At 70.3% G+C, this 12,123-nt stretch carries 17 protein-coding genes and 1 pseudogene; 9 read left to right on the top strand and 9 right to left on the bottom strand.

Annotation, left to right across the window (positions count from 1 at the left end):
- From VGB60_RS07545 to VGB60_RS07530, 4 genes and pseudogenes are all read right to left on the bottom strand, one after another.
- Nucleotides 1-140: pseudogene (locus VGB60_RS07545) on the bottom strand (segregation/condensation protein A); the annotation flags it as partial.
- Nucleotides 137-1,189, bottom strand: coding sequence for a beta-N-acetylhexosaminidase (nagZ, locus tag VGB60_RS07540; protein ID WP_331037654.1), 1,053 nt, complete (start codon nucleotides 1,187-1,189; stop codon nucleotides 137-139). The pseudogene VGB60_RS07545 and the gene nagZ, both read right to left, overlap by 4 nt.
- Nucleotides 1,190-1,196: 7 nt before the next feature.
- Entirely contained in the window at nucleotides 1,197-1,961 is a 765-nt protein-coding gene (locus VGB60_RS07535; protein WP_331037653.1) for an SPOR domain-containing protein, read from the bottom strand.
- Between the two features lie 72 nt (nucleotides 1,962-2,033).
- Complete coding sequence (locus tag VGB60_RS07530) at nucleotides 2,034-3,260, bottom strand: deoxyguanosinetriphosphate triphosphohydrolase (protein ID WP_414644488.1); 1,227 nt, start codon at nucleotides 3,258-3,260, stop codon at nucleotides 2,034-2,036.
- 24 nt (nucleotides 3,261-3,284) lie between these two features.
- On the opposite strand from VGB60_RS07530, the gene erpA reads away from it, so the two are divergent.
- Nucleotides 3,285-3,662 (top strand): iron-sulfur cluster insertion protein ErpA, encoded by a 378-nt coding sequence (gene erpA, locus VGB60_RS07525; RefSeq protein ID WP_331037651.1) that lies wholly within the window; start codon nucleotides 3,285-3,287, stop codon nucleotides 3,660-3,662.
- On the opposite strand, the gene VGB60_RS07520 is transcribed toward erpA, so the two are convergent.
- On the bottom strand, nucleotides 3,659-3,838 hold the full coding sequence (locus tag VGB60_RS07520) for a hypothetical protein (RefSeq protein ID WP_331037650.1): 180 nt from the start codon (nucleotides 3,836-3,838) through the stop codon (nucleotides 3,659-3,661). The genes erpA and VGB60_RS07520 overlap by 4 nt on opposite strands.
- Nucleotides 3,839-3,961: 123 nt before the next feature.
- On the opposite strand from VGB60_RS07520, the gene VGB60_RS07515 reads away from it, so the two are divergent.
- Both VGB60_RS07515 and VGB60_RS07510 read left to right on the top strand, forming a co-directional pair.
- Complete coding sequence (locus VGB60_RS07515; RefSeq protein WP_331037649.1) at nucleotides 3,962-4,642, top strand: DUF2306 domain-containing protein; 681 nt, start codon at nucleotides 3,962-3,964, stop codon at nucleotides 4,640-4,642.
- Nucleotides 4,537-5,475 carry a LytTR family DNA-binding domain-containing protein gene (locus tag VGB60_RS07510; RefSeq protein ID WP_331037648.1) on the top strand — a complete coding sequence of 313 codons (939 nt, stop codon included), beginning with the start codon at nucleotides 4,537-4,539 and terminating at the stop codon, nucleotides 5,473-5,475. The genes VGB60_RS07515 and VGB60_RS07510 overlap by 106 nt, the downstream gene beginning before the upstream one ends.
- Here the strand turns inward: VGB60_RS07510 and VGB60_RS07505 are convergent.
- Nucleotides 5,454-6,788 (bottom strand): dihydroorotase, encoded by a 1,335-nt coding sequence (locus VGB60_RS07505; RefSeq protein WP_331037647.1) that lies wholly within the window; start codon nucleotides 6,786-6,788, stop codon nucleotides 5,454-5,456. The two genes, VGB60_RS07510 and VGB60_RS07505, sit on opposite strands and share 22 nt — an antisense overlap.
- A 77-nt stretch (nucleotides 6,789-6,865) precedes the next feature.
- Complete coding sequence (locus VGB60_RS07500) at nucleotides 6,866-7,825, bottom strand: glycosyltransferase family 9 protein (RefSeq protein WP_331037646.1); 960 nt, start codon at nucleotides 7,823-7,825, stop codon at nucleotides 6,866-6,868.
- 83 nt (nucleotides 7,826-7,908) lie between these two features.
- On the opposite strand from VGB60_RS07500, the gene VGB60_RS07495 reads away from it, so the two are divergent.
- Together VGB60_RS07495 and VGB60_RS07490 are read left to right on the top strand one after the other, a co-directional pair.
- Nucleotides 7,909-8,697 (top strand): folate-binding protein, encoded by a 789-nt coding sequence (locus VGB60_RS07495; RefSeq protein ID WP_331037645.1) that lies wholly within the window; start codon nucleotides 7,909-7,911, stop codon nucleotides 8,695-8,697.
- 78 nt (nucleotides 8,698-8,775) lie between these two features.
- Nucleotides 8,776-9,162: a cytochrome c gene (locus VGB60_RS07490; RefSeq protein ID WP_331037644.1), complete on the top strand. Its 387-nt coding sequence runs from the start codon at nucleotides 8,776-8,778 to the stop codon at nucleotides 9,160-9,162.
- 57 nt (nucleotides 9,163-9,219) lie between these two features.
- Here the strand turns inward: VGB60_RS07490 and VGB60_RS07485 are convergent, their stop codons facing one another.
- Complete coding sequence (locus tag VGB60_RS07485; RefSeq protein ID WP_331037643.1) at nucleotides 9,220-9,486, bottom strand: hypothetical protein; 267 nt, start codon at nucleotides 9,484-9,486, stop codon at nucleotides 9,220-9,222.
- Between the two features lie 123 nt (nucleotides 9,487-9,609).
- Between VGB60_RS07485 and VGB60_RS07480 the strand changes: the two genes are divergently transcribed.
- The gene (locus VGB60_RS07480) at nucleotides 9,610-10,260 is read left to right on the top strand and encodes a cyclase family protein (protein WP_331037642.1); all 651 of its coding nucleotides are present in this window, start codon (nucleotides 9,610-9,612) and stop codon (nucleotides 10,258-10,260) included.
- A 98-nt stretch (nucleotides 10,261-10,358) separates the two neighbouring features.
- Complete coding sequence (locus VGB60_RS07475) at nucleotides 10,359-10,637, top strand: hypothetical protein (protein ID WP_331037641.1); 279 nt, start codon at nucleotides 10,359-10,361, stop codon at nucleotides 10,635-10,637.
- Here VGB60_RS07475 and VGB60_RS07470 read toward each other — a convergent pair.
- Complete coding sequence (locus VGB60_RS07470) at nucleotides 10,615-11,070, bottom strand: hypothetical protein (protein ID WP_331037640.1); 456 nt, start codon at nucleotides 11,068-11,070, stop codon at nucleotides 10,615-10,617. The genes VGB60_RS07475 and VGB60_RS07470 overlap by 23 nt on opposite strands.
- Before the next feature lie 126 nt (nucleotides 11,071-11,196).
- Between VGB60_RS07470 and VGB60_RS07465 the strand changes: the two genes are divergently transcribed.
- Together VGB60_RS07465 and VGB60_RS07460 are read left to right on the top strand one after the other, a co-directional pair.
- On the top strand, nucleotides 11,197-11,781 hold the full coding sequence (locus VGB60_RS07465) for a DNA-3-methyladenine glycosylase I (protein ID WP_331037639.1): 585 nt from the start codon (nucleotides 11,197-11,199) through the stop codon (nucleotides 11,779-11,781).
- An 83-nt stretch (nucleotides 11,782-11,864) separates the two neighbouring features.
- Nucleotides 11,865-12,123: ribonuclease HII (locus VGB60_RS07460; RefSeq protein ID WP_414644487.1), on the top strand; the 259-nt coding region annotated here is incomplete at its 3' end.

The following is a 12,123-nucleotide window of genomic DNA, read 5'->3' as shown; positions in this document are numbered from 1 at the left end:
TCGACCTTCTGCGTCCGCGCCAGCGCCAGCAGGACGTGCAGCGGCCCTTCGTAGCCCTCCAGATCGACGACGAAGGCCTCGTCAGGACGGGCCTGATCGGCGGCGCTGAAATCCAGATTCGGCTGGAAGGCGTCGGTCATCCGGCCTGCGCCTCCCCGACGTCGGGGCCCTTGACGGCTTCCAGCCGTCCCGAGAGCATGGCCGTGAAGCGAGCCCGGGCTTGGGCCTCGTCGAGCGGTTCGGGCGTGTGGACGATGCGCGCCATCGCGGCCTCCGCCCGCCTGGCAGCCCTGCCCTTCAACCTGCCGACGCCGTCCGCCACCTGACGCATCTCGTCGAGATCGCCGTTGCAGTGAAGGACCACGTCGCAGCCAGCCTTGAGAGACGCCTCGGCCCGCTCGCGCAGGCTGCCGGACAGCGCCTTCATCGACAGGTCGTCGGTCATGATGAGGCCGCCGAAACCGAGATGCTCGCGCATCAGGCGGAGAGCCTTCTTCGAAGTCGTGGCGGGCCGTTTCGGATCGACGGCGTCGAACACCACATGGGCCGTCATCGCCAGAGGCATGTCCGAGAGCGCCTTGAACGGGGCGAAGTCCCAGCCGTCGAGCGTGGGCAGGTCCGCATGGACGACCGGCAGGTCGTGATGGCTGTCGGCGAAGGCGCGCCCGTGGCCCGGCGTGTGCTTGATCACCGGCAGCACCCCGCCCGCCAGCAGCCCCTCCGCCGCCGCCCGACCCAGTTGTGCGACGGTCGCCGGATCGCGGGCATAGGCGCGGTCGCCGATGATGTCGTGGGCCCCGGGCACAGGCACGTCGAGGACCGGGACGCAGTCGACGTTGACGCCCACGGCCCTCAGATCGCTGGCCATCAGCCGCGCGCCGAGCCGCACCAGGTCGCGCGCCGCGAGCGGATCGTCGACCGCCTTCAGATACGCCTCGCCGGGCGGGTATTTCGGCCAGTGCGGCGGCCCCATCCGCTGCACCCGGCCGCCCTCCTGATCGATCAGGATCGGGCAGTCCTCGTCGCCGATGCTGTCGCGCAGCTCCCTGGTCAGGGCCCGGACCTGGTCCGGACTGTCGATGTTGCGGCGGAACAGGATGAAGCCCCAGGGCCGGACCTCGGCGAAGAAGGCCCGCTCCGCCTCGGTCAGCCGATGACCGCTGCAGCCGTAGATGGCGGCGGAGGTCACGCGCCCGTCAACGCACGAAACAGTCGCCGCCGCCCGCCTTGATGGCGTTGCACAGGCCGGCGGCCTGATCGCGGCTCAGGCCGGTGACAGTGGTCCGGTAAACGGTCGCGCCGCTGGAGGTCGTCACCTCCTGCACACGCTTGTCGGCGCCGCCGGCGAACTGCGGATAGCGCGCCACGACCGCGGCGAACTCGCGGTCGGCCAAGCCAGGCGTAGAGAAGGCGCCGATCTGGACGCCCGAGCTCCCGCCGGCGGCGGGCGCGGGGCGCGGCTCGACCTTCGCCGGCGGCGGAGGCGTGACCGGGGCCGGACGCGGCGCGGCCGTGATCGGCGCCGCCGGCTCGATCGGGGCGGGCGCCGGCCGGGGCTGGACCACCTCAGGCGGCGGGGTGAAGGTCGGCAGGTCGGTCGCGGCCTCGGCCCCGGAATAGACGTCGATGCCGGCTTCCGGATCCACGGGCTGTGCTTCCAGCGGCACCCCGGTCTTCATCTCACCCACGGGTGTGCCGATGGCGGGCGGCGCATCATTCGAAGAGCGCGGGCCGGCTCGGTAATAGACCACCACCGCCACGATCAGGAGCAGCAGGACGACGGCCGAAATGATCAGCGTCACCGGCGGCCCCTTTCCGCCGCCGCCCCCACCGCCGCCGCCGCCGCGCTCCCGGCGTGGATCGTAGCCGCCGCGGTTGAAGGGCAGGTCGTCGTCGGTTGGCGGCGTATAGGCGCCCCGGTCGCGGCCCTGGTTGGGGTGGTAGGGATCTTCGTGGGACATGGCCGCCTCTGGTCGGTCCGCGCGAATCGACGCGCGGAGGTTCATCCTACCCGCCCCGGCGCACCTTTCGAATCACAGATCGAGCGCGAGGTCGAGGCTGAACAGTTTCCTGTGCTCCTCGATGGCGAAGCGGTCTGTCATGCCGGCGATGTAATCGCACACCGCGCGCGCCCGCTTGGCCTCGTCGGCGACCATCGCCCGGGCCGACCATTCCGGCGGCATGGTCTCCGGTTCCGCCATGAACAGGGTGAACATCTCGGCCAGGATGCGCCGCGCTTGGCTGCGGGTGCGGTTGACGCGGTAGTGCCGATACATTCGCTCGAACAGGAATTTCCGCAGCACGCCGAGATCCGCCAGCATGGACGGGGAGAATGCGACCAGCATCCGATCCGCGGTGCGCACGTCTTCTGTCGAGCGTACGCCGGCGTCCTCCAGCCGGCGCTCCGTTTCGGCCAGCACGTCCTCGACCATAGCGCCGATCATGCGCCGCACCGCCTCGATCCGGATCATCCGGTCGTCGATCGCGGGCCAGTCCCTTCGCACGCCGTGCAGGACAGGGCCGATCAGCGGCACGTCGGCCAGATCGTCCAATGTGAAGAGGCCGGCCTGCACGCCGTCGTCGACGTCGTGGTTGTTGTAGGCGATGTCGTCGGCGATGGCCGCCGCCTGCGCCTCCAGCGAGGCAAACGTCGCCAGCCGCAGGTCCCAGGCGGGCGCGTAGTGGGCGATGGCCTTCCACGCCGGTTCGTCCAGCCGGTGCGAGACGGGGCCGTTGTGCTTGACCACCCCCTCTACCGTCTCCCAGCTCAGGTTCAGGCCGTCGAATTGCGGATAACGCTCCTCCAGCTTCGTCACGACGCGGAAGGTCTGAACGTTGTGGTCGAAGCCGCCCCACGGCTCCATCCGGGCCTGCAACTCGTCCTCGCCCGCGTGGCCGAACGGCGGATGGCCGAGATCGTGCGCCAGCGCGACCGTCTCGGCCAGATCGGTGTCGAGCCGTAGTGCGTGGGCGATCGACCGCGCGATCTGAGCCACCTCGAGGCTGTGGGTTAGGCGGGTGCGATAGTGGTCGCCCTCGTGCGCGACGAAGACCTGCGTCTTCTCTTTCAGCCGGCGGAAGGCGGTCGCGTGAATGATCCGGTCGCGGTCGCGGGCGTAGGCGTTGCGGGTGCGGCTGATCGGCTCCGGCGTCAGCCGGCCGCGGCTGTGCTCCGGATATTCGGCCCAGGGTGCGCGTTCGGGGATCAACATCGGCTCATTCGGTCGCGAGGCCTTTGCGCCGGCCCGCCCGCGCCTCATATAGACGGCCGTGAGCACCGTCCAATGAGCATCGATCTGGCCACCCCCGCCTTCCAGATATCTCCGTCCGCCGGCGGTCATGGCCTGACGCTGTCGGACAGCGCGGCCCGGCGGTTAGCCAAACTGGCTGAGGCCGACGGCCACCCCGTCATGTTGCGCGTCGCCGTGGACGGCGGGGGCTGTTCCGGCTTCCAGTACCGCTTCGAGCTGGTGGAGGCCGCCGAGGCCGAGGACATCCGCATAGAATCCGGCGGGCAGGCCGCGCTGGTAGACCCGGTCTCCCTGCCCTTCCTCAAGGGTTCGGAGATCGCCTTCCTTGACGACCTGGCCGGCGCCCAGTTCGTGGTGCGCAATCCAAACGCGGCCTCCAGCTGCGGCTGCGGCGTCAGCTTCGCGATCTAGTTCCGACGGTCGCCGCGGTCGCCGTGCCCCTTGGGCGCGGCGTGGCTGGCCGAGCGTTTCTGGTCCTGAGCCGACGACCGGCCGACATCGACCATCTCGGTGAAGCGGCCCTCTGCGTCGCGGCGGGCGTAGCGCTTGTCGCCCGGCGTGGGCTCGATCAGTTCACGTTTGCTCATGGCGTTCTCCTTCCAGCATGAGGAATCCGCGGCGAGTCCGCGGGTTCCCGAGCTTCATCCCGGCGCGCCGCGCTTCGTCCCAGCCGGCTCGACCCGGACCGGCGGCGCCGTCAGCCTCGGCTCATGTCCTGGCTCTTCACCCCAACCCTCGTCCTGCACATCAGCTGCGGTCTCGCCGCCTCGGTGGTGGGGCTGGCGCCGATCCTGACGCGCAAGGGCTCGCGCGCCCATCGGCTCAGCGGCCGCGTCTTCGCGGGCCTTATGGCCACGCTGCTCGCCTGCGCCTGGCTGATGACGGCGCTGAAGTTCAGCCCCTACTTCCTCGCCCTGTCGGCCACGGCGACCATGACCCTGTTCTCGGGCCTGCGGGTGCTGCGGCGCAAACGGCCCGACCTGCACCGGGAGGATCAGGCCCGGCCCCTCGACTGGATCGTGACCTCAGGCGTGGTCGGAGTGGGCGTGTGGGTCCTCGTGCTGGTGGTCATGGGCCGCACGGGAACTCTGGCTGTCGTCTCATCGGCCCTGGCTTACGGCGCGCTCGTCTATGGCGGCTGGGACCTCTGGCGGTTCGCGCGCCCCACCGACTGGCCCTTCTCGCCTGAGCTGTGGAAGTATGAGCATCTGACGAAGATGCTCGGCGCCTACGGCGCCGTGCTGTCCGCCTTCTCCGGCAACTTCCTGACCTTCTTGCCGACCCCATGGAGCCAGCTCTGGCCGACCATCCTGTTCCAAACGGTGACGATGATCTGGATCGCGGTTCTGATCTTGAGCCGCCGGCGTCGCGCGGCGGCGGCCTTCGCCTGAGCCGGATCAGCACGGCGGCCTGGGTCGCGGCGTTCACCGCCTACAGCTACGTCATGACCACGGTGTGCGCCGCGTGGTTTCTGCGCCGCGGGGGCGGAAGCGAGCCCGGCGTGGCGGAGTCCCTGCTTTGGCAAGGCGCGGTCTACGGTCTCTGGCTGCCTGTCGGAACGTTGGTTTGGCTGTTGCTTCGTCGGTTCGGCGCCGGCCCCCGCGCGTTCGCCTTCCTGTCGTTGGCCGGCTTCATCATCGTGCCGCTGCACAGCCTCGCGACCAAGGCGATCGATCTGGCGTTCGGCGCCGGCGGAGCCGGTCTGCTGGAGGGCGCGATCGTTCGCGCTCCCGTCTCCCTGCTGATCTACACCGCGATCTGCGCCGTCGGCGCCGCCGCCGTGCATCGCAGCCGCGCGGTTGAGGCGCGCTCGCACGCCCGATCACTGGAGGCGGCGCTGGCCGGCGCCCGCGCGGCGTCGACCGCCCCGGCCGCACCGCCCGAACGGCTGATGGTCATGACGGGCAACCGTCGCGCGCCGGTGCTTGTGGACGAGGTCGAGTGGTTCGCCGCCGCCGGCAACTACGTCGTGGTGCACTGGGGCGAGCGAGAAGGACTGATCCGCGAGCCGCTCAAGGCGTTGGAGGCGCGGCTTGACGGGCGGGTCTTCGCCCGCAGTCACCGTTCAACGGTCGTCAATCTGGCGCGGGTGCGGGATGCGAGCTCGCTGTCCGACGGGTCGTGGCGGCTGACGATGCAGAGCGGGGCCGAACTGGTCGCCAGCCGGACCTACCGCGACGCGCTGATGGCGCGCCTCGGCCGTCAGGACACAAGCGTTTCCTGAAAGCGGACCGGACGCCCGTGGGCCGCGCCCAGCAGCTGTCCGTCCCGCATCACCACCCGGCCGCGCACGATCGTGGCCATGGGCCAGCCCGTCGCCTCAAAGCCGTCGAAGGGAGTCCACCCCGCGCGGCTGGCCATGTCCTCGTGCCGGATGACCCGCCGCGCCTTCAGATCGACCAGCGTCAGGTCGGCGTCGTAGCCCTCCGCCATCCGGCCCTTGCCGGCGATGCCGAACACGCGATTGGCGCCGTGGCTGGTCAGGTCGATGAAGCGGTCAAGGCTCAGCCGACCGTTGGCCACGTGAGTCAGCATGACCGGCACCAGCGTCTGCACGCCCGGCATCCCGGAGGGCGACGCCGGATAGGGCCGCGCCTTCTCCTCGACCGTATGCGGCGCATGATCCGACCCCAGCACGTCGAAGACCCCGTGCTCGATGCCGGTCCACAGCCCGGCGATATGGCCGGCGTTGCGGATCGGCGGGTTCATCTGGGCGTAGCCCTTCAGCCGCTCGTAGGCTTCGTCGCCGTCCAGCGTCAGGTGCTGGGGCGTGACCTCGGCGGTGGCGACGTCCTTGTGGTCGGCGAGAAAGCGCACCTCCTCGGCGGTCGAGACGTGAAGGACGTGAATTCGGGCGCCGGTCTCGCGCGCCAGCCGCACCAGACGCCGCGTGCTCATGATCGCGCTCTCGGCGTCGCGCACCTCAGGATGGCTTGTCCAGTCGCCGGTGCGGGCCAACGGCCGTCGCTCCACCAGGCGGTATTCGTCCTCCGAGTGGAAGGTCGCGCGGCGCTTCACATGGCGCAGCACTTCGCGCACGCCGTCGTCGTCAGCCACCAGCAGGGTGCCGGTCGAGGCGCCCATGAACACCTTGACGCCGCAGCAGCCCGGCAGCCGCTCCAGCTCCGCCAGATGCCGCGCGTTCCCGTGCGTGCCGCCGATGTAGAAGGCGTGGTCGGTCCACATCCGGTCCCGCGCCCGCTCCAGCTTGTCGGCGAGGGTGTCGGGATCGGTGGTGTTCGGCTCGGTGTTCGGCATCTCGAACACGGCGGTGACCCCGCCCAGCGCCGCCGCGCGGCTGCCGGTCTCGAGGTCCTCCTTCCACTCGAGGCCCGGCTCACGGAAATGGACCTGGGTGTCGATGACGCCGGGCAGGACCGTCAGGCCCGAGGCGTCCACGGTCTCCCCCGCCGACGCCTGAGATAGGTCGCCGACGAAGGCGATGCGGCCGTCGATCACGCCCACGTCGGCCCGCCCGCGCCCCGCGTGATTGGCCACCTCGCCGCCGCGGACGATCAGGTCGTAGGTCTGTGTCATGGGCCTCTCATATCACGCGCCCGACATCCGTCATCCCGGAGTCAGACGCAGATCAGACGTCAGGCGCAGATCAGACGTCAGGCGACGACCCGCTGCTCCAGCAGCTTCCTCGCCGCCTTGAGCACGCGCTCCGCCGGCAGATCGTTCATGTGCATGATCGCCTGATTGAGCTGCGGGTCGATCTTGCGGAACTCCTCGACCGAGCGTGGCCCGCGCACGACGACGCCGCCCCACGGCCCTCGCTCGGCCTCGTCCGAGGGACCGAAGGCGGCGATCACCGGAGCGCCGGCGGCCACCGCGAGATGGGTGCACAGGCAGTCCCCGCCGAGGTACAGCGTCGCCCGTCTAAGGGCAGCCACGGTCTGGAGCGGGTTCAGCCGCCCCTGCAGGTCGATCACGCGGTCGCGCTTCGCCGCTGAGCGCAGGGTGTGGGCGGCTTCGCGATCACCCTCGCCGCCGACGATCATCAGCCGGCCGCCGGCCAAGGCGCCGTCGTCGGCCAGCAGAGCCGTCGCGACCTTGGCGAAGCGTTCCGGCGGCCACTGGCGGCCCATCCACTCCGCGCCCGGCGCCACGGCCAGAATGGGGCCCTCGCCCGGCGGGATGAGCCGCTCGGCGGTGGCGACCGTTTCCTCGGACAGCGCAAGAAGGGGCGCCGGGATTTCGTCCAGATGCAGCACCCTGGCGGCCAGTTCCACGGCGTGGACGCCGCCCTCGCGCTCGCCCCGCACCGCCCGCTTCTGGCGCTTCAGCTTCCCTGACAGAGCCGAGCCGCGCATGTCGACGACCAGACCCCACTTGATGGCGCGAACCTGGTTCCACAGCGCCAGCCATTCCAGATGACCTTCGCGCTCCAGAACGAAAAGCCGGTCGAGCCGGGGCGTGTCCGCGAACAGCGGCGCGCTGGCCGGCGAACCGACGACGCTGAAGGTCGCCGCGGGCATGGCTTTGACGAGATAGGCGAGCACGCCGGAGGACATCACCGCCTCCGCGGCGTCCGCCTCGGCGATGTACAGAATGGGGAACCGGCTCGCCATGACGGGAGGCTACAGGGATTCTCTCCGCCCGCGCTCGTTTGGGCGGTGTGGTCCACAGGCTTCGGCGCGCCTATCTGTGGCGCATGACCACCCGCATCGCCCACCTCCCCAGCCGCGCCCTGATCCGGGTGTCGGGGCCGGACGCCCGCGCCTTCCTGCACAATCTGCTGACGCAGGACGTCGAGACTCTCGCGCCGGGGCAGTTGAAGTTCGGCGCCCTGCTGTCGCCGCCCGGCCGTCTGTTGTTCGACCTGTTCTTGCTGGGCCTGGAGGACGGTGTGGTGCTGGATGTCGCCGCCGACCGGCGTGACGCCCTGCTGCAGCGACTGTCGATGTACCGGCTGCGGGCGCAGGTCTCGCTTGAGCCCGAGGGCGCGCCGGTGTTCGCGGCCTGGGGTGGTGAAGCGGCGGGGTTCGCCTCCGATCCCCGGTTGCCCGCGTTGGGAGGTCGAGCCTACGGCTTGGCGGCGGACGCCACGGCGTCCGAGGACGACTTTCAGGCCCACCGGCTGGCGCTCGGCGTGCCCGACCCCGCCGCGGATGCGATTTCCGACAAGACCTATCCGATTGAAGCCAACTTCGACCTGTTGAACGGCGTCGACTTCCAGAAGGGCTGTTTCGTGGGACAGGAGACGACCTCACGCATGAAGCGGCGGGGAGCCATCAGGAATCGCATGCTGCCGATTGCCATCGACGGCCCTCCTCCCCCCTTCGGCGCCGAAGTGCTGAACGGGGAGCTTCGTGCGGGCGAGGTGCTCAGCGGCCGCGACGGCGCGGCCATGGCGCTGCTGCGGCTCGACCGGCTGGAAGGCGCCCTGTCGGTGGAGGGACGGCCCGTGACGGTGCGCCGCCCGGAGTGGGCGCCGGCCTGAGGGCCCTGTCCCAGGGGAAATCCCCCCGCCGGCCGGGGATCGGCCTATGGTGCCTCTCCGTCGTCCCTGGAGACCGGCATGTTGCTTACCCGATCCGTCATTGCTGCACTGACCCTTGCCTGCGCCGCCTGCTCGGCGGCCCGACCAGCCGACTCGGGTCCAGCGCCGTTCGCAGGGCCTGCATCGACCCCGGCCGCCGTCGAACGCGGCCGCGTCATGGCGGCGGCCAAGTGCGGCGGCTGCCACGCCGTCGGCCCGACGGGCGCCAGCGCGATGGAGGCGGCGCCGCCGCTGCGCGACATTGCTGAGCTCTACCCGCCCACCCAGTTGCAGGAGGCCTTCGGCGAAGGCGTCATGACCGGACACCCCGCCATGCCGCAGTTCGAGCTGCGCCCTGGCGAGATCAACGACCTGATCGCCTATCTGGAGAGCTTGAGATCCAACCAAGCTGTCACGCCAGGCTGAACGAAAACGCGCCCGAAGCAGGCTCCGGGCGCGTCGGTCTTCTGGCTTGAGCCGATGTTACTCGGTGGCGGCGGCCGCATCGACGGCGGCGTCGGTCTTGCGAGCGGCGGTGTCAGCCGCGGCGTCGGCGTTGGCGGCGGCCTGATTGGTCGCGGCGGCGGCGTTGTCGGCGGCGGCGTCGGCGTTGGCGGCCGTGTCGTCGGCGGCGGAGGCGACGGTCGCGCCGGCGGCGTCAACGGTCGCGTCGGCGTTTTCTTCGGTCTGCTGCGAGCAGGCGGTCAGGGTCAGGGCGGCCGCGGCGGCGGCGAACAGGGCGATACGCATGAAAGTCTCCTTGATGGGAGCGACGTTTGTTCAGCCTCGACGGCGGCTTGTCCAGCCCAAAGCGACGCTTTGACCCGCGCCCGCCGCGCGTCCATCCTCGACGGACGTAATCCGGAGCCGCACATGCCGCTGATCGACCTCAGCCACACGATCGAAGACGGCATGATCACCTATAAGGGTCTGCCCGCGCCGCTGATCTGCGACCATCTCAGCCGCGAGGCCTCGCGCGCGGCCTACGAAGCGGGCACGGAGTTCCAGATCGGCCGCATCGACATGGTCGGCAACACCGGCACCTATCTGGACACGCCCTTCCACCGCTACGCCGACGGAGAGGACTTGAGCGACGTGGGGCTGGAGCGGGTGGCGGGCCTGCCGGGGCTGGTGGTGCGGGCGCCGGACGTTTTGGCGATCGACGGGGACCGCTTCGCTGGAGTGGACGTGCGCGGCAAGGCGGTGCTGGTCCACACCGGCTGGGCCCGGCATTGGCGCACCGACGCCTATTTCGAAGACCACCCCTTCCTCACCGAGGACGCCGCGGCCCTGCTGGTTGAGTCCGGCGCGGCCCTGGTCGGCATCGACTCGCACAACATCGACGACACCCGCACCCGCGCGCGGCCGGCGCACAGCCGCCTGCTGGGCGCGGGCATCCCGATCTGCGAACACATGCGCGGTCTGGAGTTGCTGCCCGACACCGGCTTCCGCTTCACCGCGGCGCCGCCCAAGGTGAAGGCGTTCGGGACCTTCCCGGTGCGCGCCTTCGCGGAAGTGGACTGACGTCGCCCCGGGACGACCGACCCGGATCGGGTCGCATCACACTGGTCGCCGATCCCCGACGCGACTATCGCCGCGCCCCGACCTGCTGGAGCGCCCGGATGCACGACCCCCGCCTTGACGCCATAACCACCGATCTGACGGCGCTCGAAGCGATCGTGCGCGGTCTGGCGCGCAGTCACGCCCGCCGTTCGCGCACCAGCCTGATCGACCTGCTGGCCTCCATGACGGAAGAGGCGGACCGGATCCGCCACTGCCCCACCTTCAGCGGCGTCGACCGAAGCGGCGTCTGCGGCGTGCTGGACGCCTGGGTCGAGGACCTGAAGGTGGAGGCATGGGCGGCGGAAGGGGCCACGGTCACGCAGGATCGAACCGCCTGAGCCGGTCCGACGCCAAGGTCATCTCCCGGGTGAGAAACCGGACGAACTCCAGGTTTCTTGCGTGGGTGATCGTGCCGCTGACCGTCCGTACGCCCCGAGAGTCGCGAGCCAGTCGTCCGGAGGCGACCAGGGCGTCAATCCGGCGCCGCACCGTCTCGCGCGCCAGCCCGGTGGCCTCGGCGACGGCCCGTCCGCTGGTCGGTCGGTGCAGGTGGTCGGGCAGCGGAGCGTCGTCGAGTCCGGCGACAATCTCCGGGTCTCGCAGATGGCTGCTGGAGCTGGCGGCCGCGACGGTCAGATAAACAAGGATGGTCTCCAGATCGTCCCCCGGAAAACAGTCGACGGCCTGACGCCAGATACGCAGCAGCGCCTCCATGGCCGCCATCGCCTTGACCCGCTCACCCGGCCCCACCGTCGGTTCGTCGCGCTCCATCGGCCTCTCCCGTGCGGCCTTGAGGCTGCGCGATTTCAACATGGGAGACCAGCGGTTTGTCAGGGCGCGCCCCGCGCTGCGTCGCCGCCCCCTTCACGCGGCGGGCCTAGTCGCTACCCTCCCGCCATGCCCGATTCACTCAACCGCTGCGCCTGGTGCGGGACCGATCCGCTGTACGTGGCCTATCACGACGAGGAGTGGGGTGTGCCCGAGTACGACAGCCGGGCGCTGTGGGAGAAGCTGGTGCTGGATGGGTTCCAGGCCGGACTGGCGTGGATCACCATCCTGCGGAAGCGCGAGGGAATGCGCGACGCATTCGACGGCTTCGATCCCGAGGTCATAGCGCGCTACGGCGAGGCCGACATCGAGCGGCTGCTGGGCGACGCCCGCATCATCCGCTCGCGGGCCAAGATCAACAGCGCGATCAAGGGCGCCCGGATCTGGCTGGAGATGCGGGAGAACGGCGAGGACTTCAGCGCATGGCTGTGGTCGTTCGTCGGCGGTGCGCCGATCCAGAACAGCTGGCCCGACAGCGCGCGGCCGGTGGCGACTCCCGGATCCGAGGCGATGGCCAAGGCGCTGAAGAAGCGTGGCTTTACCTTCTGCGGCCCGGTGATCGTATACGCCTTCATGCAGGCTGTGGGCATGGTCAACGATCACGGCGTCGAGTGCTTCCGTCACCGGCAGGTTCGTGCGATGGCCGACCGGTGAAGACCGCGCCGAAAAAGCCAGGCAAGACGAAGGCCGCCGCGAAGGCGCCGGCGAAGGCCCCGCGCGGCTTCCCGACGCTGGCGCTGGAGACGGTGCTGATCCAGTCCTGCGGCGGTCTCGTCTGCGGCGTCGACGAGGCGGGGCGCGGACCTTGGGCGGGGCCGGTGAGCGCCGGGGCGGTGATCCTGCATCACGAGGACCTGCCCGAGGGCATTGACGACTCCAAGGCTCTGACCGCGGAACGGCGCGAGGCGCTGGAGATCGAGATCAAGGCCCGGGCGCTGGCTTGGGGCGTCGGCTTCGCCTCGGTCGAGGAGATCGCCGAGCTGAACATCCTGCACG

Source organism: Brevundimonas sp. (assembly GCF_036399195.1).
Lineage (GTDB): Bacteria > Pseudomonadota > Alphaproteobacteria > Caulobacterales > Caulobacteraceae > Brevundimonas.
Note: the sequence above shows the minus strand (reverse complement) of the source record. Positions and strands in the feature narration are given on the sequence as shown.

What these genes read in the sequence shown, in the direction of transcription:
- VGB60_RS07535 (WP_331037653.1), bottom strand. Translation starts at nt 1,961, where the DNA reads ATGTCCCACGAAGATCCCTACCACCCCAACCAGGGCCGCGACCGGGGC.
- VGB60_RS07530 (WP_414644488.1), bottom strand. Translation starts at nt 3,260, where the DNA reads ATGAGGCGCGGGCGGGCCGGCGCAAAGGCCTCGCGACCGAATGAGCCG.
- erpA (WP_331037651.1), top strand. Translation starts at nt 3,285, where the DNA reads ATGAGCATCGATCTGGCCACCCCCGCCTTCCAGATATCTCCGTCCGCC.
- VGB60_RS07520 (WP_331037650.1), bottom strand. Translation starts at nt 3,838, where the DNA reads ATGAGCAAACGTGAACTGATCGAGCCCACGCCGGGCGACAAGCGCTAC.
- VGB60_RS07515 (WP_331037649.1), top strand. Translation starts at nt 3,962, where the DNA reads ATGTCCTGGCTCTTCACCCCAACCCTCGTCCTGCACATCAGCTGCGGT.
- VGB60_RS07510 (WP_331037648.1), top strand. Translation starts at nt 4,537, where the DNA reads ATGGAGCCAGCTCTGGCCGACCATCCTGTTCCAAACGGTGACGATGAT.
- VGB60_RS07505 (WP_331037647.1), bottom strand. Translation starts at nt 6,788, where the DNA reads ATGACACAGACCTACGACCTGATCGTCCGCGGCGGCGAGGTGGCCAAT.
- VGB60_RS07500 (WP_331037646.1), bottom strand. Translation starts at nt 7,825, where the DNA reads ATGGCGAGCCGGTTCCCCATTCTGTACATCGCCGAGGCGGACGCCGCG.
- VGB60_RS07495 (WP_331037645.1), top strand. Translation starts at nt 7,909, where the DNA reads ATGACCACCCGCATCGCCCACCTCCCCAGCCGCGCCCTGATCCGGGTG.
- VGB60_RS07490 (WP_331037644.1), top strand. Translation starts at nt 8,776, where the DNA reads ATGTTGCTTACCCGATCCGTCATTGCTGCACTGACCCTTGCCTGCGCC.
- VGB60_RS07485 (WP_331037643.1), bottom strand. Translation starts at nt 9,486, where the DNA reads ATGCGTATCGCCCTGTTCGCCGCCGCCGCGGCCGCCCTGACCCTGACC.
- VGB60_RS07480 (WP_331037642.1), top strand. Translation starts at nt 9,610, where the DNA reads ATGCCGCTGATCGACCTCAGCCACACGATCGAAGACGGCATGATCACC.
- VGB60_RS07475 (WP_331037641.1), top strand. Translation starts at nt 10,359, where the DNA reads ATGCACGACCCCCGCCTTGACGCCATAACCACCGATCTGACGGCGCTC.
- VGB60_RS07470 (WP_331037640.1), bottom strand. Translation starts at nt 11,070, where the DNA reads ATGGAGCGCGACGAACCGACGGTGGGGCCGGGTGAGCGGGTCAAGGCG.
- VGB60_RS07465 (WP_331037639.1), top strand. Translation starts at nt 11,197, where the DNA reads ATGCCCGATTCACTCAACCGCTGCGCCTGGTGCGGGACCGATCCGCTG.